At 39.3% G+C, this 25673-nt stretch carries 27 protein-coding genes, 1 tRNA gene and 2 pseudogenes; 19 read left to right on the top strand and 11 right to left on the bottom strand.

Annotated elements, in window-relative coordinates; translation table 11 throughout:
• Positions 1 to 83: 83 nt before the first annotated feature.
• Entirely contained in the window at positions 84 to 1484 is a 1401-nt protein-coding gene (gene cycA, locus M1F14_RS17075) for a D-serine/D-alanine/glycine transporter (protein WP_042847937.1), read from the bottom strand.
• Positions 1485 to 1738: 254 nt separating this feature from the next.
• Here cycA and M1F14_RS17070 point away from each other — a divergent pair.
• Positions 1739 to 1814: transfer RNA gene (locus M1F14_RS17070), tRNA-Lys, on the top strand.
• Positions 1815 to 2121: 307 nt separating this feature from the next.
• Positions 2122 to 2256 (top strand): hypothetical protein, encoded by a 135-nt coding sequence (locus tag M1F14_RS17065; protein WP_257786026.1) that lies wholly within the window; start codon positions 2122 to 2124, stop codon positions 2254 to 2256.
• A 46-nt stretch (positions 2257 to 2302) separates the two neighbouring features.
• On the opposite strand, the gene M1F14_RS17060 is transcribed toward M1F14_RS17065, so the two are convergent.
• Positions 2303 to 3439, bottom strand: a complete 1137-nt coding sequence (locus M1F14_RS17060; RefSeq protein WP_181469196.1) for a hypothetical protein — start codon at positions 3437 to 3439, stop codon at positions 2303 to 2305.
• 391 nt (positions 3440 to 3830) lie between these two features.
• A pseudogene (locus M1F14_RS17055) lies at positions 3831 to 3953 on the bottom strand (integrase); the annotation flags it as partial.
• Between the two features lie 132 nt (positions 3954 to 4085).
• Between M1F14_RS17055 and M1F14_RS17050 the strand changes: the two are divergent.
• On the top strand, positions 4086 to 4217 hold the full coding sequence (locus M1F14_RS17050; protein ID WP_257786027.1) for a hypothetical protein: 132 nt from the start codon (positions 4086 to 4088) through the stop codon (positions 4215 to 4217).
• A 46-nt stretch (positions 4218 to 4263) separates the two neighbouring features.
• Here the strand turns inward: M1F14_RS17050 and M1F14_RS17045 are convergent, their stop codons facing one another.
• Complete coding sequence (locus M1F14_RS17045) at positions 4264 to 5400, bottom strand: hypothetical protein (RefSeq protein WP_052219422.1); 1137 nt, start codon at positions 5398 to 5400, stop codon at positions 4264 to 4266.
• Positions 5401 to 5790: 390 nt separating this feature from the next.
• Positions 5791 to 5913, bottom strand: a pseudogene (locus tag M1F14_RS17040) (integrase); the annotation flags it as partial.
• A gap of 132 nt (positions 5914 to 6045) precedes the next feature.
• On the opposite strand from M1F14_RS17040, the gene M1F14_RS17035 reads away from it, so the two are divergent.
• Entirely contained in the window at positions 6046 to 6201 is a 156-nt protein-coding gene (locus M1F14_RS17035; protein WP_162762215.1) for a hypothetical protein, read from the top strand.
• Positions 6202 to 6247: 46 nt separating this feature from the next.
• Here the strand turns inward: M1F14_RS17035 and M1F14_RS17030 are convergent, their stop codons facing one another.
• Entirely contained in the window at positions 6248 to 7390 is a 1143-nt protein-coding gene (locus M1F14_RS17030) for a hypothetical protein (RefSeq protein ID WP_181469197.1), read from the bottom strand.
• A 1011-nt stretch (positions 7391 to 8401) separates the two neighbouring features.
• Positions 8402 to 8617: a hypothetical protein gene (locus M1F14_RS17025; RefSeq protein ID WP_048606782.1), complete on the bottom strand. Its 216-nt coding sequence runs from the start codon at positions 8615 to 8617 to the stop codon at positions 8402 to 8404.
• A 352-nt stretch (positions 8618 to 8969) separates the two neighbouring features.
• On the opposite strand from M1F14_RS17025, the gene M1F14_RS17020 reads away from it, so the two are divergent.
• Both M1F14_RS17020 and M1F14_RS17015 read left to right on the top strand, forming a co-directional pair.
• Entirely contained in the window at positions 8970 to 9326 is a 357-nt protein-coding gene (locus tag M1F14_RS17020) for a hypothetical protein (RefSeq protein ID WP_042844291.1), read from the top strand.
• Positions 9327 to 9418: 92 nt separating this feature from the next.
• The gene (locus M1F14_RS17015) at positions 9419 to 9631 is read left to right on the top strand and encodes an AAA family ATPase (protein WP_129465768.1); all 213 of its coding nucleotides are present in this window, start codon (positions 9419 to 9421) and stop codon (positions 9629 to 9631) included.
• Positions 9632 to 9769: 138 nt separating this feature from the next.
• On the opposite strand, the gene M1F14_RS17010 is transcribed toward M1F14_RS17015, so the two are convergent.
• On the bottom strand, positions 9770 to 10198 hold the full coding sequence (locus tag M1F14_RS17010) for an antitoxin HicB (protein WP_042844289.1): 429 nt from the start codon (positions 10196 to 10198) through the stop codon (positions 9770 to 9772).
• Between the two features lie 1653 nt (positions 10199 to 11851).
• On the opposite strand from M1F14_RS17010, the gene flhD reads away from it, so the two are divergent.
• The 13 genes from flhD (at position 11852) to M1F14_RS16945 (ending at position 24525) form a co-directional block, all read left to right on the top strand.
• Positions 11852 to 12202: a flagellar transcriptional regulator FlhD gene (gene flhD / locus M1F14_RS17005; RefSeq protein ID WP_042844288.1), complete on the top strand. Its 351-nt coding sequence runs from the start codon at positions 11852 to 11854 to the stop codon at positions 12200 to 12202.
• Positions 12199 to 12789, top strand: coding sequence for a flagellar transcriptional regulator FlhC (gene flhC / locus M1F14_RS17000; RefSeq protein ID WP_042844287.1), 591 nt, complete (start codon positions 12199 to 12201; stop codon positions 12787 to 12789). Before flhD ends, flhC begins: the two co-directional genes overlap by 4 nt.
• Positions 12790 to 12885: 96 nt before the next feature.
• A complete protein-coding gene (gene motA / locus M1F14_RS16995; RefSeq protein ID WP_042844286.1) occupies positions 12886 to 13773 on the top strand; it encodes a flagellar motor stator protein MotA in 888 nt (295 codons plus the stop codon).
• A 7-nt stretch (positions 13774 to 13780) separates the two neighbouring features.
• Positions 13781 to 14698 carry a flagellar motor protein MotB gene (motB, locus tag M1F14_RS16990; protein ID WP_042844285.1) on the top strand — a complete coding sequence of 306 codons (918 nt, stop codon included), beginning with the start codon at positions 13781 to 13783 and terminating at the stop codon, positions 14696 to 14698.
• A gap of 103 nt (positions 14699 to 14801) precedes the next feature.
• Positions 14802 to 16871, top strand: a complete 2070-nt coding sequence (cheA, locus tag M1F14_RS16985; protein WP_181469198.1) for a chemotaxis protein CheA — start codon at positions 14802 to 14804, stop codon at positions 16869 to 16871.
• Between the two features lie 16 nt (positions 16872 to 16887).
• Positions 16888 to 17385, top strand: a complete 498-nt coding sequence (gene cheW, locus M1F14_RS16980; protein WP_042844283.1) for a chemotaxis protein CheW — start codon at positions 16888 to 16890, stop codon at positions 17383 to 17385.
• A 104-nt stretch (positions 17386 to 17489) separates the two neighbouring features.
• Positions 17490 to 19175 (top strand): methyl-accepting chemotaxis protein, encoded by a 1686-nt coding sequence (locus tag M1F14_RS16975; protein ID WP_042844282.1) that lies wholly within the window; start codon positions 17490 to 17492, stop codon positions 19173 to 19175.
• 116 nt (positions 19176 to 19291) lie between these two features.
• Positions 19292 to 20860 carry a methyl-accepting chemotaxis protein gene (locus tag M1F14_RS16970; protein WP_042844281.1) on the top strand — a complete coding sequence of 523 codons (1569 nt, stop codon included), beginning with the start codon at positions 19292 to 19294 and terminating at the stop codon, positions 20858 to 20860.
• Between the two features lie 150 nt (positions 20861 to 21010).
• Positions 21011 to 21847 carry a CheR family methyltransferase gene (locus M1F14_RS16965; protein ID WP_042844279.1) on the top strand — a complete coding sequence of 279 codons (837 nt, stop codon included), beginning with the start codon at positions 21011 to 21013 and terminating at the stop codon, positions 21845 to 21847.
• Positions 21847 to 22914: a chemotaxis response regulator protein-glutamate methylesterase gene (locus M1F14_RS16960; RefSeq protein WP_042844278.1), complete on the top strand. Its 1068-nt coding sequence runs from the start codon at positions 21847 to 21849 to the stop codon at positions 22912 to 22914. Before M1F14_RS16965 ends, M1F14_RS16960 begins: the two co-directional genes overlap by 1 nt.
• Before the next feature lie 39 nt (positions 22915 to 22953).
• Positions 22954 to 23346, top strand: coding sequence for a chemotaxis response regulator CheY (cheY, locus tag M1F14_RS16955; protein WP_034782834.1), 393 nt, complete (start codon positions 22954 to 22956; stop codon positions 23344 to 23346).
• A 24-nt stretch (positions 23347 to 23370) separates the two neighbouring features.
• Positions 23371 to 24009 (top strand): protein phosphatase CheZ, encoded by a 639-nt coding sequence (locus tag M1F14_RS16950; protein WP_042844277.1) that lies wholly within the window; start codon positions 23371 to 23373, stop codon positions 24007 to 24009.
• Between the two features lie 216 nt (positions 24010 to 24225).
• Positions 24226 to 24525 (top strand): helix-turn-helix transcriptional regulator, encoded by a 300-nt coding sequence (locus M1F14_RS16945; RefSeq protein WP_042844276.1) that lies wholly within the window; start codon positions 24226 to 24228, stop codon positions 24523 to 24525.
• 20 nt (positions 24526 to 24545) lie between these two features.
• On the opposite strand, the gene M1F14_RS16940 is transcribed toward M1F14_RS16945, so the two are convergent.
• The 3 genes from M1F14_RS16940 to M1F14_RS16930 are packed head-to-tail and all read right to left on the bottom strand — an operon-like array spanning position 24546 to position 25633.
• Positions 24546 to 25103, bottom strand: a complete 558-nt coding sequence (locus M1F14_RS16940; RefSeq protein WP_181469199.1) for a hypothetical protein — start codon at positions 25101 to 25103, stop codon at positions 24546 to 24548.
• Between the two features lie 15 nt (positions 25104 to 25118).
• Complete coding sequence (locus tag M1F14_RS16935) at positions 25119 to 25427, bottom strand: CcdB family protein (RefSeq protein WP_181469200.1); 309 nt, start codon at positions 25425 to 25427, stop codon at positions 25119 to 25121.
• The gene (locus M1F14_RS16930) at positions 25427 to 25633 is read right to left on the bottom strand and encodes a type II toxin-antitoxin system CcdA family antitoxin (protein WP_072035164.1); all 207 of its coding nucleotides are present in this window, start codon (positions 25631 to 25633) and stop codon (positions 25427 to 25429) included. Before M1F14_RS16930 ends, M1F14_RS16935 begins: the two co-directional genes overlap by 1 nt.
• Positions 25634 to 25673 lie beyond the last annotated feature (40 nt).

The following is a 25673-nucleotide window of genomic DNA, read 5'->3' as shown; positions in this document are numbered from 1 at the left end:
CGATAAGATAAAAAGCCGAGTAATTTCAATTGCTCGGCTTTTTTGTTTGTCAAATCAACAGCCTAGTAATTAATGGGCAAAGGTTAATTAACTTTCCTACGTTTAGCTATTTGGTAACCAATAGCCAAAACGATAAACCAGACTGGTGTTGCAATTAAAGCCTGTCTTGTATCGTGTTGGAATGCCAGTAACACCACCATAAAGGCGAAAAAGGCTAAGCTTAACCATGACATAACAATACCCGCAGGCATTTTATAACGTGAAGATTTATGCATCTCTGGTCGTTTCTTACGGAAATTCAAATAGCTATATAAGATCATACTCCAAATAAACATAAATAGGATAGCAGACACAGTGGTAACCAATGTAAATGCATGCATGATATCAGGAATAAAGTAGATCAGAATGATGCCGAAGCTCAGGCAGATGCAAGTAAATATTAGGCCTGTTGCTGGTACAGCTTTTTTTGATAATTGGCTGAATTGTTTTGGGGCATCCCCTTCTTTAGACAGCCCAAATAACATTCGACTGGTAGAAAATACACCACTGTTGGCTGATGAAGCCGCAGAAGTTAACACCACAAAATTGACAATGCTTGCAGCAGCAGGGAGGCTGATAAGGACAAACATTTCTACAAATGGGCTTTTATCAGCCAAGATAGTTCTCCATGGCGTTACTGCCATAATAACAATCAAGGACAAAACATAAAATGCAATAATTCGGATTGGGATTGCATTAATGGCTTTTGGTAATGATTTTTCGGGATCTCGAGTTTCTGCTGCTGCCGTTCCTACTAATTCAATCCCAACGAAAGCAAAAATAGCAATTTGGAAGCCAGCAAAAAAACCGCTTATTCCCATCGGGAACATACCGCCATCATTCCAAATATTATTTAAGGATGCGATATGCCCAGTTGGTGACTGGAAGTTCATGGCGATCAACGTCCCACCTACGGCAATTAAGGCAACAATGGCAACAATTTTTATCATTGCAAACCAAAACTCTAATTCACCAAATAGCCTGACTGAAACAAGGTTTAAGGTGAGTAGGCTGATCACACAGATAAACGAGGTTACCCATTCTGGAAATTCCGGAGCCCAAAAACTAACATAGGAGGTTATGGCAATAATATCCGCTATTCCTGTGATAACCCAGCAGAACCAGTAGGTCCAACCTACAAAAAAGCCAGCCCATGGGCCAATTAAGTCAGTTGAAAAATCACTAAAAGATTTATAATCAAGGTTGGATAGCAGCAGCTCTCCCATCGCTCGCATAACGAAAAACAGCACAAAACCAATTATCATATATACGAATATGATTGATGGGCCAGCAAGTGAGATAGTTTTACCTGACCCCATAAATAGGCCGGTTCCAATTGCGCCGCCAATTGCAATAAGTTGTATATGGCGGTTACTAAGGCTACGTTTTAATTGATTACGGTCAGCATTATGCTGCTTCGGTGTTGATGTTGGATTTTCTTCCATACTGTAAAGTGTCCGTAGTGGTTTGTTATTGTTAGCCACAGTCTTTTTTTATTTTGTGGTTATGTTTGCATGAAATATTGTGACATAAATCTCAATTAGAGTAAGGAAAAGTTACCTTACTGGAACCGGAGTGATGTTTATTCGAACTATAATTATCCTAAATTTAACATTCGCAACTAAAATTTAACTTAGGTAATAAAAATAGCAGAATAGTATTGACTGTATCAATTGATGGGCGTTAAATATTTCGTATTGGGTTGTTAGCTCAGTTGGTAGAGTAGGTGACTCTTAATCATTAGGTCGGGGGTTCGAGCCCCCCACAACCCACCAAGTTTTTCAATAAGTTAGGTGTTGGTTGCGTTACTTATGCGTACCATTTGGGACGTATTTGGGACGTATTTGGGACGTGAGCATTAAATATTGTATCAATTTGCTTGGTGTGTTTGGCTAAGTGATCTGGTGTTAAGTGTGCATATCGTAGAACCATTTTAATGTTTTTCCACCCGAAATCCCCATGATAGATTGGGCTTGACTGCATCACCACTTATCCCGAGTACCAGAACGAAAACGGCGACGAATTAGAAAGCGAGGCCCTTGCGATATTCCAAATGGTCACTGGATTGACGTGCGTGTAAATATGCCTAGTAACTTACTCTACAATCAAAAGCAAGCTGAGGCTGAGAGGCTCGCTAAGCTAGAAGCAGAGCGATTAGCGGAAGAAGAAGCTAAACGTGCAGCAAAGGTAGCGGCAGAACAGGTAGAGCAACAATAAAAATCAATGCGCCAACGACTTAAGCTGGCGCATTGGTTTAATCAACTTATTCTATCAAAATAGAGACATTCACATGCCCTTTGTAGGAGCCCGGCTTAACATTGCCTAGAGCGCATAAATTAAAATATAACGACTTAATAAAGTTTTGGCTAGGAAGCGTTGATAACGAGTGGCTGTTTAAGTATGAAATTGCGTCAGATGAGTTAGCATTACAAACAGTATCACTTTGAGAGCTTAATGATGTGGCGATATAAGGCAAGTCTGCTACAGCATTAGCAGTGCTACTCGTTAACACCATTCCTGTGGTGCTATTTTCCACCAGTGCATTCCCGGGGGATAACGTTAAAAAGCCTTCCTTTCCGGCCTCGTTACAGCTTACCTGTATAGAAGCTAGGTTACTGGCTAATTTTTTCGGTGTCGGGAAATTCTGGCTTAATTGTGTTGGAAAAGTAATATCAGTTTGTGTTATAGGGGTGACTCTGCACGCTTTGAGTGCGGTGATAGTGAAGTTATCACCCCGAGAAAATAAAAGGGGTTGACCTTGAGAAATTAAGTGGGCGTTAGTGGTTAAAGATATCGAGTCAATAGTTGAGCGCAATCTATATGTCCCCGCCTTTAGCTTACCGCCAACAGCATAAGCAGAATAACTTGATACAGTAAAGACCGCTGGGTTTTTCTTGTTATTAGATAAAGCTGTAGGTTCAAAAAAGTATTTACTGCCACCTCTCGGGTTTATCCCCCAAGAGCCTTCCCCTTTTTCATTGGGACTATTGAATATATAAAGTCCATTCAATGAAGTTAATTTCGTCTTATTGAGAGTTGCAGAAACATGTTGTATGGACCCATCATAGCGCTTAAATTGTGCATTTAAGGCTCCATTGACAGTAAGTACAATCATCGCACCGTTAGGGTCATCTTCATTGACAAAGGGAATACCCGTTGTGCCTATTTCATCGTAATAGGGTAACCCTTTAACGTGAAACCCTTCAGTGACACGAATTCCATAATGAAAAGTATTGTCTTCAAGCACCGAAGTTGTTGTCAAGTAGGCTGTAGTTGACGCGACTGGAGGAACAACCTCTCCTAAATATCCAGTTGCACCAACCGGCACTTTTAATTCAATGGCATGACTCTGTGTGGATAGGGTTAATAAGGTGCTGAGCAAGAGTAATGTTTTTCTCATATTAGTTATGCCTGCTGTAGAAAGTCAATATAAGCGTAAAATAAGTGTAATGGTGTATTGTAGGGCATATAACGAAGTGCTAAGAGAGAATTTGTATTAGCATTTGTAAGTAATGGATACATTTATAATGAGTAAGAATGGAATTATATTGAAAGCAGGTGAAGAGGAGACTGTGCCTAAATTGTGACACAAAAATGAGAGTGGAATTTACTGGCGTATCAGTATAGTGTCACTAGAATGTCACTATCTGGCACGAATATGTGAGTGTGAAAGCTAATTAATCCCTTAAATCAAATGGTTAATTATGGAAATGAAAACGCTGAATCATTAGGTCGGGGGTTCGAGCCCCCACAACCCACCAAGTTTTTCAATAAGTTAGGTGTTGGTTGCGTTACTTATGCGTACCATTTGGGACGTGAGCATTAAATATTGTATCAATTTGCTTGGCGTGTTTGGCTAAGTGATCTGGTGTTAAGTGTGCATATCGTAGAACCATTTTAATGTTTTCCCACCCGAAATCCCCATGATAGATTGTGCTTGACTGCATCACCACTTATCCCGAGTACCAAAACGAAAACGGCGACGAATTAGAAAGCGAGGCCCTTGCGATATTCCAAATGGTCACTGGATTGACGTGCGTGTAAATATGCCTAGTAACTTACTCTACAATCAAAAGCAAGCTGAAGCTGAGAGACTCGCTAAGATAGAAGCTAAACGTGCAGCAGAGGAAGCGGAAAGGGCAGAGCAGGAATCTGCGGAACAGGTAGAGCAACAATAAAAATCAATGCGCCAACGACTTAAGCTGGCGCATTGGTTTAATCAACTTATTCTATCAAAATAGAGACATTCACATGCCCTTTGTAGGAGCCCGGCTTAACATTGCCTAGAGCGCATAAATTAAAATATAACGACTTAATAAAGTTTTGGCTAGGAAGCGTTGATAACGAGTGGCTGTTTAAGTATGAAATTGCGTCAGATGAGTTAGCATTACAAACAGTATCACTTTGAGAGCTTAATGATGTGGCGATATAAGGCAAGTCTGCTACAGCATTAGCAGTGCTACTCGTTAACACCATTCCTGTGGTGCTATTTTCCACCAGTGCATTCCCGGGGGATAACGTTAAAAAGCCTTCCTTTCCGGCCTCGTTACAGCTTACCTGTATAGAAGCTAGGTTACTGGCTAATTTTTTCGGTGTCGGGAAATTCTGGCTTAATTGTGTTGGAAAAGTAATATCAGTTTGTGTTATAGGGGTGACTCTGCACGCTTTGAGTGCGGTGATAGTGAAGTTATCACCGCGAGTAAATAAAACGGGTCGACTTTCACTAATTATGCCACCAGATGTAGCTCGCAAAGCTACCGAGTCAATAGTTGAGCGCAATTTATATGTCCCCGGTTTTAACTTACCGCCAACAGCATAAGCAGAATAACTTGATACAGTAAAGACCGATGCATTTTGACTATCATTAATACCTGTAGGTTTAAAAAATTTTTTATTGCCACTTCTCGGGTTTATCCCCCAAGAGCCCTCCCCTTTTTCATAGGCATTATTGAAAATATAAAGTCCATTCAATGAAGTTATTTTCGTCTTATTAAGAGTTGCAGAAACATGTTGCATTGCCCCATAATCGCGCATAAATTGTGCATTAAAGGCTCCATTGACGGTAAGTACAATCATCGCACCGTTAGGGTCGTCCTCATTGACAAAGGGAATACCCGTTGTGCCTATTTCAGAATAATAGGGTAACCCTGAAACGACATAGCGTTCAGTGATGCTAAGTCCATAATGATAAGTATTGGCTTCAAGCACCGCTGATGTTATAAGGTAGGTTGTAGTTACTGCAACAGGAGGAACAACCTCTCCTAAATATCCAGTTGCACCAACCGGCACTTTTAATTCAATGGCATGACTCTGTGTGGATAGGGTTAATAAGGTGCTGAGCAAGAGTAATGTTTTTTTCATATTCGTTATGCCTGCTGTAGAAAATCAATATAAGCGTAAAATAAGTGTAATGATGTATTGTAGAGCATATAACGAAGTGCTAAGAGAGAATTTGTATTAGCATTTGTAAGTAATGGATACATTTATAATGAGTAAGAATGGAATTATATTGAAAGCAGGTGAAGAGGAGACTGCGCCTAAATTGTGACACAAAAATGAGAGTGGAATTTACTGGCGTATCAGTATAGTGTCACTAGAATGTCACTATCTGGCACGAATATGTGAGTGTGAAAGCTAATTAATCCCTTAAATCAAATGGTTAATTATGGAAATGAAAACGCTGAATCATTAGGTCGGGGTTCGAGCCCCCACAACCCACCAAGTTTTTCAATAAGTTAGGTGTTGGTTGCGTTACTTATGCGTACCATTTGGGACGTGAGTATTAAATATTGTATCAATTTGCTTGGCGTGTTTGGCTAAGTGATCTGGTGTTAAGTGTGCATATCGTAGAACCATTTTAATGTTTTTCCACCCGAAATCCCCATGATAGATTGGGCTTGACTGCATCACCACTTATCCCGAGTACCAGAACGAAAACGGCGACGAATTAGAAAGCGAGGCCCTTGCGATATTCCAAATGGTCACTGGGTTGATGTTCGTGTAAACATGCCATCAAACTCTATCTACAATCAAAAGCAAGCTGAGGCTGAGAGGCTCGCTAAGCTAGAAGCAGAGCGATTAGCGGAAGAAGAAGCTAAACGTGTTGCGGAAGAGGCGGGAAGTGCAGAGCAGGAAGCGGCAGAACAGGTAGAGCAACAATAAAAATTAATGCGCCAACGACTTAAGCTGGCGCATTGGTTTAATCAACTTATTCTATCAAAATAGAGACATTCACATGCCCTTTGTAGGAGCCCGGCTTAACATTGCCTAGAGCGCATAAATTAAAATATAACGACTTAATAAAGTTTTGGCTAGGAAGCGTTGATAACGAGTGGCTGTTTAAGTATGAAATTGCGTCAGATGAGTTAGCATTACAAACAGTATCACTTTGAGAGCTTAATGATGTGGCGATATAAGGCAAGTCTGCTACAGCATTAGCAGTGCTACTCGTTAACACCATTCCTGTGGTGCTATTTTCCACCAGTGCATTCCCGGGGGATAACGTTAAAAAGCCTTCCTTTCCGGCCTCGTTACAGTTTACCTGTATAGACGCTAGGTTACTGGCTAATTTTTTCGGTGTCGGGAAATTCTGGCTTAATTGTGTTGGAAAAGTAATATCAGTTTGTGTTATAGGGGTGACTCTGCACGCTTTGAGTGCGGTGATTGTGACGCCATCAGTTTGAGTAAATAATGGGGGATTACTGCGGGAGCCTCCATAGGAGCTAGCCGATAAACGGATACTATTATAAAATGGGAATAATTGATATGTCCCCGGTTTTAACTTACCGCCAACAGCATAAGCAGAATAACTTGATACAGTAAATATGGCTGGGTTTTTTGGGTTTGATGGTTCTTGCATGCCTGTAGCTTTAAAGAAGTTTTTTTGCCCACTTTTGGGGTTTATTCCTAAGTTAGTATCCCCTTTTGCATAGGAACTATTGTAAATATAAAGCCCATTTAATGAGGTGGCTTTTGACCTATTGTAGGTTGCTGAAACATGCTGTATTGACCCATCATAGCGCATAAATTGCGCGTTTAAGGTTCCATTGATGGTGAGAACGATCGCCGGACCCTCAATGTCATCCAAGTTCAAAAAGGGGATGCCCGTTGCGCCTATTTCATCGTAATAGGGTAATGAGAATGAAGAATACTCTTGAGAAGAGACGAATGAATAATTGTCTTCATTGGGGGCAAGATCAGCTCTGGTAGAAAGATAAGCTGTAGTTACTGCAACAGGAGGAACAACCTCTCCTAAATATCCAGTTGCACCAACCGGCACTTTTAAATCAATGGCATGACTCTGTGTGGATAGGGTTAATAAGGTACTGAGCAAGAGTAATGCTTTTTTCATATTCGTTATGCCTGCTGTAGAAAGTCAATATAAGCGTAAAATAAGTATAATAGTGTATTGTAGAGCATATAACGAAATGCTAAGAGAGAATTTGTATTAGCATTTGTAAGTAATGGATACATTTATAATGGGTAAGAGTAGAGTTATATTTTTTATCCGTTCAGCAATGTGTGTTCTGAGTGTATTAGTGAATATGACACTTTGTGTAATAAGATAGAAAAAAGCCGCAGAGAGTGACTTTACTTGCTATATGCATCCAATAAGTCTTGAATACTCACATCCAGAATACCTGTTATCATGGATAGGTCATCTACGAATATTGATTATTTTCCATTTTCATATTGAATATATTTAGTTTCAAGCACGTCTAGGTATTTTATCATTTCTTTAGTTGAGATATTTTGGGCTATCCGCAAGGATTTAATAAATTCACCGAGCTTTTTATTTTTTATAACTCATCCTACCTTTAGATTTGATACCTTGAATACTGAACTCATATTAAGAAAGCCTAATGTGGATTGCCTTTTTTGTTTTATATATCAGGTTGTTATATTTATTTTTTTGTGGGGTATAAACTCGTTGGTATGAATAATTTTGCTTTCTGTCTCAGTTTTATAGAAAACATAGATGAACACTAACTCTTTGTGAGGTGGCTCACTATTTTAATTAATGCAACTGAGCACCAGCAATATAGGAGAAGAAAATGGATGAGTAAGTGGCTGTGATAAATTGTGACACAAAAGTAATGGGACGTGGTTGGGACTAAGTGATTTTTAAATCATTTTCAAGTATTGTTAAGTGTACCGTTATGGGACGCAATTTCCACTACCTCTGTTAGCTTTTTAATCGGTTTAAACTTTATAGCGTAAAGTGCTTATACGTTATGATTTCATATCATATTACTATATGAGTCAGTAAAGTAGATAGATATAAACACATCATGGTCAACCGCAGAGATTGAAACATTGCAATGTTTCAAATGTTCCATAAATCTTAACAAAGTCACTTTGTTTACGCTAAAAGCGATTGTGTTACCAATATTTTGATTGTTCTTTTAAATAAGGGTAGGTGAACATCATTGTTGTTGATGACTAATGGCCCACCTAGGTCAAACCAAAACTTAAATTTAGGCGTTACTTCAAAAAATAAAATGTCTTTATACCATTTTATGGCATCGTCAAGGCCATCGACATACACATGTACATGGTCTATTGCTGTCAGTTTCATTGCGTACTTCAATAAACATATAGAGTAGGATTCATCAAGGTGAATAATTATGCCAAAAATGATTTTTTAATATTCTATGAGGGGACGGTTGTAGCCTATAAAAAATAATGCCCACCGATAAGTCAAAGATTGTTTAAAAAAGTATGAGATATCTAGGCGAAGCTAACTGAATTTGTTGCTGCATTGGAGAATGTTACACAAGGTTGAGGGTGTTTTTTGATAAGAAAAATAGTTTTTACGCATTTTTCTTGTATTGAATATCAGTTTTTTATGTTTGTGTTGTAACAACGTAGATAGGAACCTAGTTAGCTTAACTTGAAATGCGAGCAATAAGCTAACCTACGGAGTAAAAATGGCAAAGGTAATCACTATTTTTGTATTACTGTACAGTATGAGTTTACCTACTTATGCGATGAAAACCTATCAACTGGATTGCCCTGATCGTGGAATAATGACAGTGCTACATACGAATTATTTAATTACCACTTTGAAATGGGGAAGCGAGTTTTTTGTATCGCGACCGACTATCCGGTATCGCAAGGAAGATGCAAGATATAATATCTACGATTTTTTAAACGGTGATTCTTTGATTAAAACCCTAGGTGACAATAAGCGTTATTATTTTATATATAAAGATGGGGATAGGGTGGAGTGTCATAAGCAAAGTGAAACCCAACTAGTTATTACCCAACTACCTATAGTGCCTTAATAACTGGCTACACCTACCTTTCAATCTTGTTGTGATATTCTAATTCTGATAAGTTTTGCTTCTTCTAATACGCGCTTAGGTAAATAGACTTAATGAAACTTATTTCTTCACTTTTTTGTTCTTTTTTGATTGCTGGGTGTACATTTAATCCTAGTTTTGAAGCGAATAAATCAACATGGCCAAAGCCACATAAAGATCAGCGCACATCTGAACAAAAAAGAATAGATAGAGAAGCTGTACATGAACAACAAAGAGCAGTGATGAGAGGTGAAAAACCAGATTATGGTGTTTTTGATAGGTACTAACTTTTTGTTAAGTGTTTTTTAAAACTGTATGTTATAAACCTTTCTTTTATCACTAAAACAAGTGATTTTCTGGTGGTGAAAACCACCAGTTAAACCATACAATTATATTTCAATACGCCAATATGAATGGCCTCAATACTACCTTGGGGTGACGGTGACTGAGGCTTCATAACCTAATAAATACAAAGCTTGCTCTAAAATATCGAGCTTAGAAGCATAATGGATATCGAGTAAGCGTTCTATCTGCTGCGCATTGATATTTAACCTACGGGCGATATCGAGTCGTTGAATTTTTGAATCTAGCATCGCATTATGTAAGGCAATTTTTAGGCAGCAAGTTATTGGTAGGTAGACAGTGAATGCATTCTCAGTTGGTTGAGTTGGCGTAGGTATTCGTTTTTTCCCTTCAATATACTCTGCAAAAGTGGCTAATAATATTTCTTGGGCTTCTAATTCAACATCTTCTCTACAATAGCTCACACCTTGAAGATCAGGAAAATCAGCAAAACTGATTTCATATGCTCCTTCTTCCTCGACAAACTCGACTGTTGCTTGATAAGTAAACATACCTTTCCTTTTGCTTTTTTAATGAGGGAGGAAGTGTTGCATTTGCTTGAGGGTAAAACAAGGGATAACACATGACTTCCGAGTTTGTATGCTTAACTCTAACCATTATAAGGTAGGCCAAGGAAAAACAGACTAGCTAAAAACCTGATGGGAAGGCCGATAATTTTTTATATGGTCGCCTTAACACAAATGTATCAATAGCGGAATAGTTTTATTCGGAAACTATTAAGAAAGACAAGAAATATATGTGAATTAGGTCACAAACTTAACAATATTTTTAAGCTTAAAATGCAGCAAAATTTGTATCTTTTATAAGCATTATTTTAACTGAATTATTTTAAATAAAATTAATTTATTTTTATTGTTGTTGTTATTGAATTACGGGGTTTACTTAGATTTGGTTTTTAGTCAGCACCATTAGTTAAAATAAAAGTATATAGTAATCTTTGTAAATAATAACATATAGTTATTAGGTGGGCAGTATACAGTTGGGTGCCATTTAAAAAAATAAGTATTGTTACCAGTAAAAATGTGTTTATCGGCAATTATTTTGATCATATTTTGAGTATATTAAAATGATACAAAAAACATATCCTGAACAGAATGTTCTTAATTGAAACCTCTATTTTTTCTCAAAATGATAAAAGAGATTAGTTATCGTAGGTTGATCATTTTATTAAAAAAAATAAATATTCGACTATTTAAATAGAAAAATAAAATCGAATTAATACAAAAATAGACTTTAATGAAGTAATAACAAGATGATTACTGAAAATATAAAATAAACAAAAATATATAACAATAAATTTTAAGTTAAATGAATGATTGATTATATACAATACTCACAAAGTTAATTAATTTTATTAATATTATGATGTGACTATATAATAGACAATGTTTAATGATTCTAATGAAATTTGTGTGGAGTGGCGATAATATGTATGACAATATAATTATTTTTTATCTATACACGATTGAATAATTTTGAATGATGGTTCGTTTTTCAATTAAACACATTGAAAATTAATGACTAAATTTTATTCCCCTTATGCCGATATTGACTTAAATGTAATTTCAACAATTCAGTTTCTCAATACCAAACCTTGATTTGGATCAATATGTTGGTTTTGATGTTGTGATTGGTTTTTATTGCTTAGTTATCACATGAGGAGAGTGAAGAGATTGATTAAAATCCTGCCATTTACCTTAGGTTGATTCAAAATGTTGTAGATATTTGGGATAAGATGAAAGAAGATAAAGGAATAATAAAGATTATTTAATGAATTAATGGGTAATTATCCCAATGGTACAAAAAGAAACATAAGTACCTTGAATAGTTAATTTAGTGGTGCATAATAATTGACGACTAATAATGACATCGGCAAATTCTGACTTTTACTGAAAATGCTAACTTTCTAGTCATTCTTTATTGTTGTAGGTATTCAGGAAATGTATTTAATTTAAGTTTGAAACTTTGTGTTTTTATACTCCAAACTGGGTATTCACCAATGGACAACATGGGAAAGTAATGGAATACATATACCCAATTTAATTACTTTTTATATTTAATAATTTGGCTACACACAATACTTTCAAATTCATATTTGTTCTTTTTGCACACAGATGTTGATAAATATTCGTAAAGGAAAAAAAATGAGCTCGACGACAGATTTTCTGAAGCATATATACGATATTAACCTCTCATATTTGCTATTAGCCCAAAAACTCATCTCTCAAGAGAAAGCCTCTGCGATGTTCCGTTTAGGTATCTCTGATGCAATGGCAACTACTTTAGCAGAACTCACGCTTCCTCAATTAGTCAAATTAGCAGAAACAAACCAGCTAATCTGTCAGTTTAGATTTGAGAATAGCGATACGATAGAAAAGCTAACTCGTGATTCAAGGGTGGATGAATTGCAACAAATTCATACAGGTATCTTACTTTCGACCCGATTATTGCAAACGCATAATGAAGGCGACAATGAAATAGCGAGAAAAAGATGAGTACCGCAGCTGAGAAAAGTATTGTTAAAGAAGCGAATGATATTCGCTTAGCAATGGAGTTAATCTCTTTAGGGGCTCGTCTTCAAATGTTAGAAAGCGAAACTCAAATCAGTCGTGGCCGATTAGTTCGTTTGTACAAAGAGCTAAGAGGCTGCCCTCCACCAAAAGGAATGCTACCTTTTTCGACAGATTGGTTTATGACATGGGAGCAAAATATTCATTCATCCATGTTTTATAATGCTTATCAATTTTTACTCAAAAGTGGCCAATGCAAAGGGGTTGATGCCATATTAAAAGCGTATCGGTTATACCTTGAGCAATGTATTCCAGAGCCTGATCAGGAACCTTTGTTAGCTTTAACGCGTGCTTGGACGCTTGTCCGTTTTGTTGAAAGTGGCATGTTGCAAAGTTCACAATGCAGTTGTTGCCATGGGTCATTTATTACTTATGCACATATCCCTGAAAACAGTTTCACTTGCAGTTTATGCCAGCCGCCATCAAGAGCAATAAAAAAACGTAAACTTTCCGAGCATCTAGCCGATATTACGGTATATCGACAGGATGGCATTACTAAAGCGGTAATGTAATTGGATTGATTGGTCAACAGGCAAAGCTTTTTGCCTGTCATTTCCAAAATTCCCTTTGACTGCCATCTGTTAACCAACGGAGTGAAAGGGAATATTGTGTTAATACTCATCGGGTATCTCATTGTTACAGTAGCGGTTATTGGCGGATATATAATGGTCGGTGGCCATTTAGGTGCGTTATATCAACCAGCTGAATTTGTCATTATTTTAGGCGCAGGTTTAGGTGCGTTTGTTGTTGGTAACAGTGGCAAATCTATCATCGCTTTGTGCAAAGTATTACCAAAACTCTTTCGCCGTTCTTCTTATAACAAAACCATGTCGATGGATTTAATGGCGTTGTTATTTCAATTACTCAATAAATCACGTCAACAAGGGTTACTTGCCCTTGAGAAAGATATTGAGAACCCGCAAGAAAGTGAAATTTTTTCCCAATACCCTCGTATTTTAAAAGATGAAACAACCATGATGTTTGTGGTGGATTATTTGCGTCTGATGGTAAGTAGTAACTTACAAAGCCATGAAATAGAGGCGTTAATGGATGAAGAATTAGAAACCTTTCGTCAAGAAAATGAAGTCCCAGCTTCAGGTTTAAACATGGTTGGAGACTCGATGCCTGCATTCGGGATTGTTGCTGCAGTTTTAGGCGTGGTGAATGCGCTTGGCTCGGCCGACCGTCCTGCGGGAGAGTTAGGCGCTTTAATTGCCCATGCAATGGTTGGGACATTTTTAGGTATTTTAGTCGCTTACGGATTTATTCTGCCATTAGCAGCACTGATTAGGCAGCGTAGTAGCGAACAACTGAAAATGATGGAGTGCATTAAGGTGACCTTTCTTTCAGCATTACAAGGTTATGCGCCGCAAATCGCCGTTGAGTTTGGTCGTAAAGTACTCTTTAGCGTAGATAGACCTTCCTTTGTTGAACTTGAGGATAGAGTTCGTGAGGTGAAAGTAGGCGCTCGCACACAAGAAACGACTGAGGAGTAGCATTAGGATGGCAGCCAATACTCCTCATATTATCCGAGTTAAAAAGCGTAATTCACATCGGCAAAGTGGCCATGGCGGTTCATGGAAAATTGCTTATGCCGATTTTATGACTGCAATGATGGCGTTCTTTCTCGTGATGTGGCTGATCTCAATTTCAAGTCCTCAGGAACTGACTCAGATTGCTGAGTATTTTCGCACCCCATTAAGTACCGCAATTAACCCAGGTAAAAAAAGTGGGGATGCTACAAACCCAATTCCCGGTGGTGGTAAAGACCCTATTTTCCGCGAAGGGGATGTGATGCCAGAACCAAACAATATTATTGACGGTGACGCAAATTATCGCTTTGAAAAATTAAAAAAGTCCCTTGAACAAGCCATTTTAAAAGACCCTCGTTTGAACGAATTAAAACCACATTTGCTCATTGATATGATTAATGATGGTTTACGTATCCAAATTGTTGATAGTGAAAATCGACCCATGTTTAAAGTGGGGTCTGCCACTGTTGAGCCTTATATGCGCGATATCCTACGTGCGATTGCACCGCTTCTGAATGATGTCCCAAACCGTATCAGCATTTCCGGTCATACGGATGATTTACCTTATGCTAATGGGGCAAATTATAGTAACTGGGAGCTGTCATCTGACCGAGCAAACGCTTCTCGTCGTGAGTTAATTCGTGGAGGGATGGATGAAAACAAGGTACTACGAGTTGTAGGAATGGCATCTGCAATCCATTTAGATACCGAAGATGGACTTGCACCTATTAACCGCCGGATAAGCATTATCGTGTTAAATGATGAAGATGCAAAACAAATATTACGTGAATACAGTGGGGCAAAACCCATCAACGATGTGCTGAATAAACCGCAAAAAATATCGTCTGACCCCATTGTGGATGAAATATCTGCGGTAAAAATACCGTGATAAATCATAGTAATTTGAATTTATTACATGATTTGTTTAGTTGTCTGCCGGTCATTCCGGCAGACAGCGTTAAGTGAAACCTAAGCGAAACTGGATAAAAACCATGGATATTACCGAGTTTTATCAAACATTTTTCGATGAAGCCGATGAGTTGCTCAGGGATATGGAACAACATTTACTTGAGCTTGATCCTTTTGACCCGGACAGCGAACAGCTAAATGCCATTTTCCGCAGTGCCCATTCAATAAAAGGAGGAGCTGCAACCTTTGGTTTCACTCAGTTGCAAAACACCACTCATACATTGGAAAACTTGCTGGATAAAGCGCGTCATGATGAGTTAACGCTCACACCTGACATCATTGACGTATTTCTTGATGCAAAAGATGTAATGGCGTCACAGTTAGATGCGTATAAAAATGATTCTTTACCTGATGAGGAAACATTTAAGCGGATTTGCGAGGTCCTTAGCCGGGTTGAAAACCATGCTGAGGAGGTCACTGAGCTAGCTCCATCGCAAACGGAACAATTAGTTGAAACTGAGATTGCTGAAACGGCCACGTCACAAGGCGAGTTTTCACACTATTTTATGATCACATTAAATCAACTAAAAGAAAGTGAAGTTGATTTACTTGCCGATGAATTAAGTTTATTTGGCAATCTGTACCACACTGAAAAAACCGCTGATAGCCTACAGGCTTGGCTTGGAACTAATACAGATATTGATGATATTTGTGGCGTATTATGTTTTGTGGTTGACGAGTCACAAATTACTCATCAAACGGTCTCTTTTAGCGACTGCCAGGCTGTTGCTCCTGAAAAAATCACTGCTAGTGAACCTGCTGACAACCAAGCCAACGCCAACGTTGTTGAGCCGAAGGAAGAAACTAAGCCAGTAGCCACATCACCGGCTACTGCTGTAACAACGAATACATCGAAAAAACCTGCTGTAGCTAAACCCAAAGGGGACTCTAGCAGTATTCGTGTTGCAGTCGAAAAAGTTGACCAACTGATTAACTTAGTTGGCGAGCTAGTCATTATCCAATCTATGTTGACGCAACATAGCCAGCAAGTAGACCAAAACGAATACAGCGATTTATTAAGTTCGATTGTGCAATTAGAGCGGAATTCACGGGCATTACAAGAATCTGTTATGTCTATTCGCATGATGCCAATGGATTATGTCTTTAGCCGTTTTCCTCGCATGGTACGCGATATTGCATCGAAATTAGGCAAAAAAATCGAACTCAAAGTGGAAGGTAGCTCCACGGAGCTAGATAAAAGCTTAATAGAGCGGATTGTTGACCCGCTAAATCATTTGGTACGCAATAGTCTTGATCACGGAATTGAAAAACCAGAAGTTCGGTTAGCCAATGGTAAACCAGAAGCTGGCACATTAACGTTGGCTGCGGCACATCAGAGCGGCAATATTTGCATTGAAGTTCGTGATGATGGTGCGGGGTTAAACCGTGAACGCATTTTGGCAAAAGCCAAGTCTCAAGGCATGAATGTGCATGACGGGATGAGCAATGATGAAGTAGCCATGCTGATTATGGCACCCGGTTTTTCAACTGCTGAGGTCGTGACGGATGTCTCTGGTCGGGGTGTTGGAATGGATGTTGTTAAGCGGAACATTCAAGACATGGGAGGGCGTATTCAGATAGGTTTCACCGAAGGTAAAGGGACAATCATCCGTATTTTACTCCCCTTAACTTTGGCTATTCTCGATGGTATGTCCGTAAAAGTTGCGGAAGACGTATTTATCGTGCCGTTAAGCGCCATCATCAGCACATTACAACCACGTCAGGAAGATATTTACCGTTTAGCGGGTGAAGAAAAAATGTTGCTTGTGCGTGGAGAATACTTACCACTCGTTGAATTACATAATGTTTTTTCAATTGACGGGGCTGAACGCCATTTAGATAACAGCATTGTGTTGATTATCCAAAATGCAGGTCATCGCTTTGCCTTATTAGTTGACAAGCTAGTAGGACAACAACAAGTGGTGGTGAAAAATATTGAAAGTAATTATCGCAAGATCCCAGGTATTTCTGCAGCAACAATTATGGGCGATGGCTCTGTTGCATTGATTTTAGATGTGGCCGAGCTGCAAAGAATGAATAACAGCATTTTGATTAAAAAGAAACAACAGGTTTCTCAACCTGTCGTGCACTAAATAGAGGCCATACACCATGTCTATGTTAGATGATGATTTAAATAAACACGAAGAAGAAAAGAACGGCGAAGGCTATCTTATTTTCACTTTAGGTGAAGAAGAGTACGGCATTGAAATTTTAAAAGTGCAGGAAATTCGTGGCTATGAGCAGGTTACTCGTATCGCGAATACACCAGATTTTATTAAGGGCGTGACCAATTTACGTGGTGTGATTATCCCTATTATTGATTTACGCGTGAAATTCTCCCACGAAAACGTGGTGTATAACGATAATACCGTTGTCATTGTGGTGAATTTAAAAGACCGAGTCGTTGGAATTGTTGTGGATGGTGTTTCTGATGTGCTGGTATTAAATGAAGAACAAATCGCACCGCCACCTGATTTTGCTGTGACCTTATCGACACAATATTTAACAGGTCTTGGGACAGTTAATGACCGTATGTTGATATTAGTCGATATTGAAAAGTTACTAACAAGCGATGAAATGGCACTAATTGACAGCATGGCTGAGTAATTCTCAGCCTAACTATTTGTGCAAATAATAATAAGTCATTGGCTAAAGTTTTTGGCTTGATGACCGATATCCAAAATACAACAAAATTATGTTAGTAAAACGTCATGTACAGTCGAATTAAAATCGTATCAGGACTTTTGTCCGTCATTTTTATCTTTATTTTACTGCAGCTGGTATCCAGTGGTTTGATGTTTACCAAACTGGGCGATAACAGCGACAGTATAAATTACTTGAATTCATTACAACGCCAAAGGCAAGTCTTAACAGAAAGTTGGGTTAATTTATTACAAGCTCGAGCTAATTTAAATCGGTCAATTAACGCTTATTTATTAGAAGGGCGCAAAATTCAAGACGATGCCACCAATGAAGAGCTGATTAAGGCTGCGAAAAATAACTTCAAAGCGGCGGATGGTGCTTATGACCGTTATAAGAAGCTAATGCAAAGTTCGGATTATGATAAAGCCAAATTTGAACAGCTTTTTAACACTTATGAAACCTACCGAAATGCACTAATTAAGCTAGGTGAATATGCAGAAAAAGGTGATTTAGAAGGTTTTTATGCCCATAGAACCTCAGGGCATCAAGTGAAATTTGAAGAGCAATTTAACGCATATTTTGCTGATATCTCCTCTGACTTTCAAGCCGAAGTCGTAAATGCAGACAATAATTATCGCCAGTCATTATATATGTTGATGACGTTATCGATTGCGTTAGCCTTTATTGGATTCTTCAGTTATCGCTATGTTCGTAAGGGAATTATTGAACCTCTCAGTTTATTAAACCAACGAATTCAAGTCTTTGCTTCAGGGGATTTGACGCCAAATATAACCACAACGGCGAACAATGAAATTGGTGAGTTGGCGAATGGTGTCCAGCACATGCAGCAGGAGTTGATTAATACGGTGCGTGGCGTATTGGATGGTAGCGAAACTATTTACCAAGGCACTACTGAGATTGCTGCGGGTAATAATGATTTATCTGCACGAACAGAGCAACAAGTAGCTTGCTTGGAAGAGACTTCTGCCAGTATGAGTGAGCTGACGGCAACGGTGAAACAAAACACTGAGTATGCACATCAAGCCAGTGAATTTGCTAGCCAAGCATCGGTTATTGCGAAAGAGGGCGGTAAGGTTGTTTCCAATGTGGTGAGTACCATGTTGAACATTGCGGATAGCTCGCAAAAAATTTCTGATATTACCGCCGTCATTGACAGCATTGCCTTCCAAACCAATATCTTAGCATTGAATGCAGCAGTAGAAGCTGCACGAGCGGGTGAGCATGGGCGCGGGTTTGCAGTCGTTGCCGATGAAGTGCGTAACTTAGCTCAGCGTAGTGCGGATGCGGCAAAAGAAATTAAAACGCTTATTGAAGATTCAGTATCAAGAACGGATACCGGGGCACGCCAAGCCGAAGACGCAGGTGAGACAATGACTAAAATTGTCGAATCGGTTACCCGTGTGACAGACATTATGACTCATATTGCAACGGCTTCCGATGAGCAAAGCAAAGGGATTGCCCAAGTCAGCATCGCCGTAGCCGAAATGGATAAAGTCACACAGCAAAACGCGTCTTTAGTTGAGCAATCGGCAGTTGCTGCCAATGTATTGGAAGAACAAGTCGCGAAACTGTCGCAATTGATTTCTATCTTCCGCTTACCACCATTAAAACAAAGTGAAATACGTAATATTAAACCGGCAGAAAGAACGGTTTCGAATATCGTTAAAACGCCGGATTTAACAAAAATATCATCGAAGGAACATAAAGATGATGACAATTGGGAAACTTTCTAACGATTAAGCTCAGTTTTACGCTGCAAAGCTTCGGTTTTGCAGCGTTTCTGTGCATTAGAAAACAAGGCAATGTATTAGGCGATCAGTTCTCTTAGCTGGCACAAGTGGGGATTTCAATGTTTGGTAAAAATATCCGGATTTCAGTGAGTTTATATCTACTTCTCATTTTATTTTGTGGGATGCAGATCGTGTCTAGCGGGGTTTCTGTTGGAATAGTTGTTAGTGAATTAAATTCATTGGAACGCATCGATTTAGGGTCAAATAAGCGTGCACTATTAGAAGAAACGAATAAACACTTAATGCAGGCACGTAACAGCCTGACGCAAATTGCATTACTGAATAAAGTTGGGGGGCATGAGCCTCTGATAGAAGAAACACAGGTGACATTCGATAATTTACTAGCGGAAGCGGCTAAAGATTACACCGAATTTAAAAACCAGCCAATCCTTAGTGAAGAAGAGAACCTCGCGGCGCTGGATGAAAGGTACCAAGCTTTTGTTATCACATTAAAAGCGTTAAAAACGCATTTAGATAATAAAGATGTTCCAGCTTACATTGCCTTACCCGCTCAAGAAAACCAAGAACAACTTGAAGCAGGGATTCGCGATTACCTCGATTTACTGAAAATCGAGAATGAAGAGTCTTTATCTGCGGCAAGGATGTACAACACCTTCGCTTGGAGCTCATTTATCTCTGTTATCGTGATCATCATAGTAGTCATCGCATTTGCCCACTATTGGATGAAACGCAAGGTAATCACTCCTCTTAAAAGTATGGGAGAACACTTTGCATTAGTCGCAGATGGGAAATTAAACCAAACTATCGAAGTGAAAACGGGTGATGAAATTGGCGAGGTTTTTGGCAAGTTAAAGCAAATGCAAGAGTCTTTAGTCACATCAGTGACAGCGCTGCGTTCAAATACCGACCAAATGTATACGGGTATCCGCGAAATTGCTTTAGGCAATAATAATTTATCCTCACGTACTGAGCAGCAAGCCGCATCTTTGGAAGAAACGGCGGCTAGTATGGAAGAGCTGACAGCAACGGTTAAGCAAAACGCAGACAACGCGCGTCAGGCGAGTGAATTGGCGGTGAGTGCTTCTAAGACGGCAACGAAAGGGGGCGAAATTACAGAAGATGTCATCGATACCATGACGTCGATTGCAAACAGCTCTCAAAAAATCAGTGCCATTATTAGTGTGATTGATGGTATTGCTTTCCAAACTAACATCTTAGCGCTAAATGCTGCTGTTGAAGCTGCGCGAGCGGGTGAACAAGGGCGAGGTTTCTCTGTTGTTGCAGGGGAGGTTAGGGCCTTAGCCCAGCGCAGTGCCGAAGCCGCCAAAGAAATTAAAACTCTTATTGATGAGTCCGTGGGCCGTGTAAGTCAAGGTTCTCAATTAGTGAATGAAGCGGGTACCACAATGAGTGAGTTGGTTGCAGCTGTTAACCAAGTTACTGAATTGATGGGAAATATTGCTTCAGCCTCAAATGAACAAAGTCGGGGTATTGAGCAAGTAGCTACCGCTGTAAGCCAAATGGATCTTGTCACCCAGCAAAACGCAGCTTTAGTGGAACAATCTACTAGTGCTACTGCTGCCTTAGAAGATCAGGCCAACAACTTAGTTGATACCGTTGCGTTCTTTGAACTCCCCGAAAATGGGACTCAGCGAATTCGACGTTGAGTAGATGAGTTTTAATTTACAGTTTTAAGTGAATCAATTTATTGGTTTTCGGCTGAGGAAGTGAAACACAATTTTCATTTCCTCCGCCATCAAGAGCAGCCTGAATATCCGGCTGCTTCTGGGTTTTTATTGAATAGGACGACAAGTACGATGCTTTTTGTACCACAGGTGGAACCACTGACTGATGATGAGTTTAGTCGGGTTTGTCGATTTATTCATAAAAAATCAGGCATTGTCCTTACCATGAATAAAAAAAATATGGTCTATAACCGGCTATTAAAGAGGTTAAGGGATTGTAATATCGGCAATTTTTCGGATTATTTGCGGATGTTAGAGCGTGAACCTCAGCATCCAGAGTGGCAAGCTTTTGTAAATGCTTTAACCACCAATTTAACGGCCTTTTTCCGCGAACCGCATCATTTTGTGACGCTGGCGGAGTTTATCCGTACACGGAAAAACAGCCCTATTAATGTTTGGTGTGCAGCTTCTTCGACTGGTGAGGAACCCTACTCTATCGCCATGACACTGAGTGATGTTCTGGGGCCTAATGCTGTTAATGCCAAAGTGATTGCTAGTGATATTGACACTGAAGTCTTGGAAAGAGCTAAGCAGGGTGTATACCGCATTGAAGAGTTGAAGAACCTAAGTGCATTACAGCGACAGCGCTATTTTATGAAAGGTGTTGGTGAGTTTGATGGCTATGCCCGAGTGAAACCCGCATTACGGCAAATGATTGAATTTCGTTACTTAAATCTTAGCGACCATGACTGGCAATTACAGCATCGTTTTGACGCTATTTTTTGCCGTAATGTCATGATTTATTTTGATAAAGAAATGCAAATGAAAATGCTAGAGCGTTTTGTTCCATTGCTTAAGCCAGATGGTTTGTTATTTATTGGACATTCAGAAAATTTATCTCAGTTATCGCAAAGTTTTGTGATTAAAGGGCAAACCGTCTACAGCTTGCAAGCTGCGAGGAGGGGGTAATGAAAAAAATTAAAGTGCTATGTGTGGATGACTCAGCACTGATGCGTCAATTAATGCGCGAAATTATTAATAGTCATGAAGACATGGTAGTGGTGGATACCGCACCAGATCCTTATGTTGCACGTGACTTAATTAAACAACATGAGCCTGATGTCATTACGTTAGACGTTGAAATGCCACGTATGGATGGTATTGATTTCTTAGAAAAATTAATGCGTTTACACCCAATGCCCGTCGTCATGGTTTCGACATTAACCTCTAAAGGTTCCGAAGTGACGTTAAAAGCACTGGAATTAGGCGCGGTAGATTTTGTCACCAAACCGCAAATTGGTATCCGTGAAACGATGATCAGTTATCGCGATGTGATTGGTGAAAAAATTCGTGCAGCGGCGATGTCAAAAATTACACAGCGCAGTCGTTTTACGCGTGCAGAGAAAAAAGTTACAGAGCCGATTTCACAGGCTAAAGCTTTGTCTCCATATGTTTGTAATAGCCGAGTCATTGCGGTTGGTGCATCGACTGGGGGGACAGAGGCGATACGTCAATTTCTTGAAATGCTCCCTAAAGAGTGCCCGCCCGTAGTGATCACCCAGCATATGCCCGCAGGGTTTACTCGCTCGTTTGCTGAAAGACTAAATAAACTTTGCGTGTTGACAGTCAAAGAAGCGGAACACAACGAATTGCTGCAAAAAGGCCATGCGTACATTGCTCCTGGCGACTCACATATGCTAATTGCAGATAAAGGCAAAGGTTTTCAAGTCATTTTGCAACAGAGTGAGCCGGTTAACCGCCATCGCCCATCTGTTGATGTGTTATTTGATTCTGTTGCCCAGTGTGTTGGCCGAAAATGTATTGGCATTTTGCTGACAGGAATGGGAATGGATGGGGCAAAAGGGCTACTTAATTTACGCCAGCAGGGGGCTATCACTTATGCGCAAAACGAAAGTAGTTGCGTTGTATTTGGTATGCCGCGTGCTGCGATAGAAATGGATGCGGCGGATGAGGTGCAAGATATTCTTAAAATTGCCCCTAGCGTTTTAGCAAGACTTTCTTCTGTGTCGGTTTAACGATGCAGAAATTCACAATTGTTTTTTGAAGGAGTGGTTATGGCCGCTAAAGATCTCAGTTTTTTGGTTGTCGATGATTTTTCTACAATGCGTCGTATCGTCCGTAACTTATTAAAAGAGCTCGGGTTTAATAAAATAGAAGAAGCAGAAGACGGCGTTGATGCATTAGAGAAGATCCGCACAGGCAATATCGATTTTGTTGTTGCAGATTGGAACATGCCAAATATGGATGGTTTAGAACTGCTTAAAACTATCCGTGGTGATGATGCCCTGAAACATATTCCAGTTCTAATGGTCACCGCAGAAGCCAAAAAGGAAAATATTATTGCAGCCGCACAAGCAGGAGCAAGTGGTTATGTGGTTAAGCCGTTTACCGCAGCTATCTTGGAAGAAAAATTAAATAAAGTTTTTGAAAAAATGGGTCTGCAATAAACGCGTATACCAAAGGAGATTGTCATGACAGAACAGTGTGGTATCGGGAGCAATCGCAATGGTAATGATGATTTAAAACAAGTCATTACGCGGATTGGTACCTTAATGAGAACGCTAAGAGAGAGCATGCGAGAGCTTGGTCTTGAAAAAAGTGTTCAACAGGCGGTTGCCAGCATTCCTGATGGTAAAGATAGGTTACGTTATATTGCCCAAATGACTGCGCAAGCAGCAGAAAAAACGTTAAATGGCATTGATGTTATCAAGCCATTACAAGTTGATATGAATAAAAACGCACAAGCGTTACAACAGCAATGGCAAGAAGCGGAAAATGATGCTGTCCCGGCTCAATTGCGACAATCAACAGAGGCATTTTTAAGCCAAGTGATCCAAGACAGCGAAACGACTAAAGCTGAACTACTTGAAATTATGATGGCGCAAGATTTCCAAGATTTAACAGGGCAAGTCATCAAAAAAATGATGGAAGTTGTTGAAGAAGCGGAAAAACAATTACTGGCTTTGTTGATGGAGAATACGCCACCAGAAATGCGCGTCAAAACGCAAAATGAAGGTTTGCTCAATGGGCCTCAAATTAATAAAGAAGGTGTGAACGTAATGGCATCACAGTCACAGGTTGATGATCTTCTTGATGAACTCGGTTTCTAACCGAACATTTTAAGCCTTTGTTTATGGAGCTACCCTAATAGTCATCCTGCTAGAGTAGCTTCAATTTAGTTGAATTATATCTTCATCAGGCTGCAAGCGGCTGCGCTGTTGACTACATTTATTCACCTTAGTCACTTTGTTGATAGAGGCTTTATCGACGAGTTCATTTATTGGCTAGCGCTAACTTGAGTTATTTAGAGTATAGGGGGTATTGTAATGATAAATAACGATTTAATCTCTACTATAGTCAGGGACACTGAAACAGAACAACATAATGAGACTGATATTGAATCACCTTATATAGAATTAGAAATACGCAAAGAGATGATTAACCAGCTTAAATTAGCCCGCATTGCCAATAATTTAACCCAAGTCCAAATCGCTGAAAAAATGAAAACGCAAAAGCAAAATATTTCACGTTTAGAAAAAGGGCAGTTTGACCCTAAGCTTGGCACATTACTAAAGTATGCAGATGCATTAGGCATGCGCCTTTCACTGAGCGTCACGGTCAAATAAGTTGAAAGGTACAGCGAATATTAATCATGCTGATATACCGTGATGATTTTGCTGCCGAGCACCTGTTCTAGTTGGTCGATAAAGCAGTCTTGTATGTCCCAATTATGGAAGCTAAAACCTAAATTTCCAAAAGCCCATTGTGGGTCAAAATTCCAACCGGAAAGTGGGGCATTGAAGTTGCAATTAAAACACCCAAGAATTTCAGGTCTCCCTTCGTACCAATCGGAAACGGTATCGCCCCATGCGTTACTATGTTCACTTTGTTCTTTGGCGCATTGTGGGCAATAAATACCAAGACCATTTCCCCCTGCGTGGAATACGGTGCGTTCGGTGACGATAGTTAAATAGTTTTTTAATGTCTCTTCAGGTAATTGAGTCGGTACTATCTCATCATTGACAACATAGAGAATTGGCTCTTTATAGGCGGGCGTTGGGCGATAAATGACTTCACCATATTCAATATGTTGAAAATGTGGGTCAATAATGCCTTGTTGCTTTAGCCAATTAAGTATGTGCTGCCCATGCTTAGGGGCATCTTCTAAGGGAATATCAGGGGCAACAAGATGACAAATATCCATAATAACCTTTTATTGTTAAAAGCCATCAATAAGTAAGTCAATTGCGTGTTTAATCGTGTTTTGTTGGCAGTTCAAGTCAACGATTTCTGTCCCTAATAATGAATGAGGGACGCAAGCCATTTGGTGTGTCATTAAAACAAACACCTGCCCGTTGCTAAATAACTGGGGGTTAAGGCAAGTAGGTAATGGTTTTTTAACTAGCCTGCTATCGAATAACGGGATGACTAAAAGAGTATTCAATATATCAATAATATTACTTTGAATGTCCAGTAAATATGGGTGTTTGACTGTATCTTCTCGATTTTGATAGAGGCAATATTGCATTAAAAACCCTTGTATTTATCTGAGAGTAATCCGTATTCTTCATTGTTCCTATTTAATTGATTAAAACCTTCGATATTTTCATTTTTCCACTTTTGTGCTTCTAGGCGTTTTAATTCAGCTTGTAAGGCACAAGTTAGTATTGCAGATAAGTTGAGTTTAGCCCGCCATGCTTGTTCGCAGAGCTCAGGCGTTACAGTGACACTGATATTTTTTTATTCTTTATTAATACGAAATATAGGATTATCT

It is taken from the genome of Providencia sp. PROV003 (assembly GCF_045040775.1).
Lineage (GTDB): Bacteria > Pseudomonadota > Gammaproteobacteria > Enterobacterales > Enterobacteriaceae > Providencia > Providencia huashanensis.
This window is presented reverse-complemented; position numbering and strand designations above follow the sequence as displayed.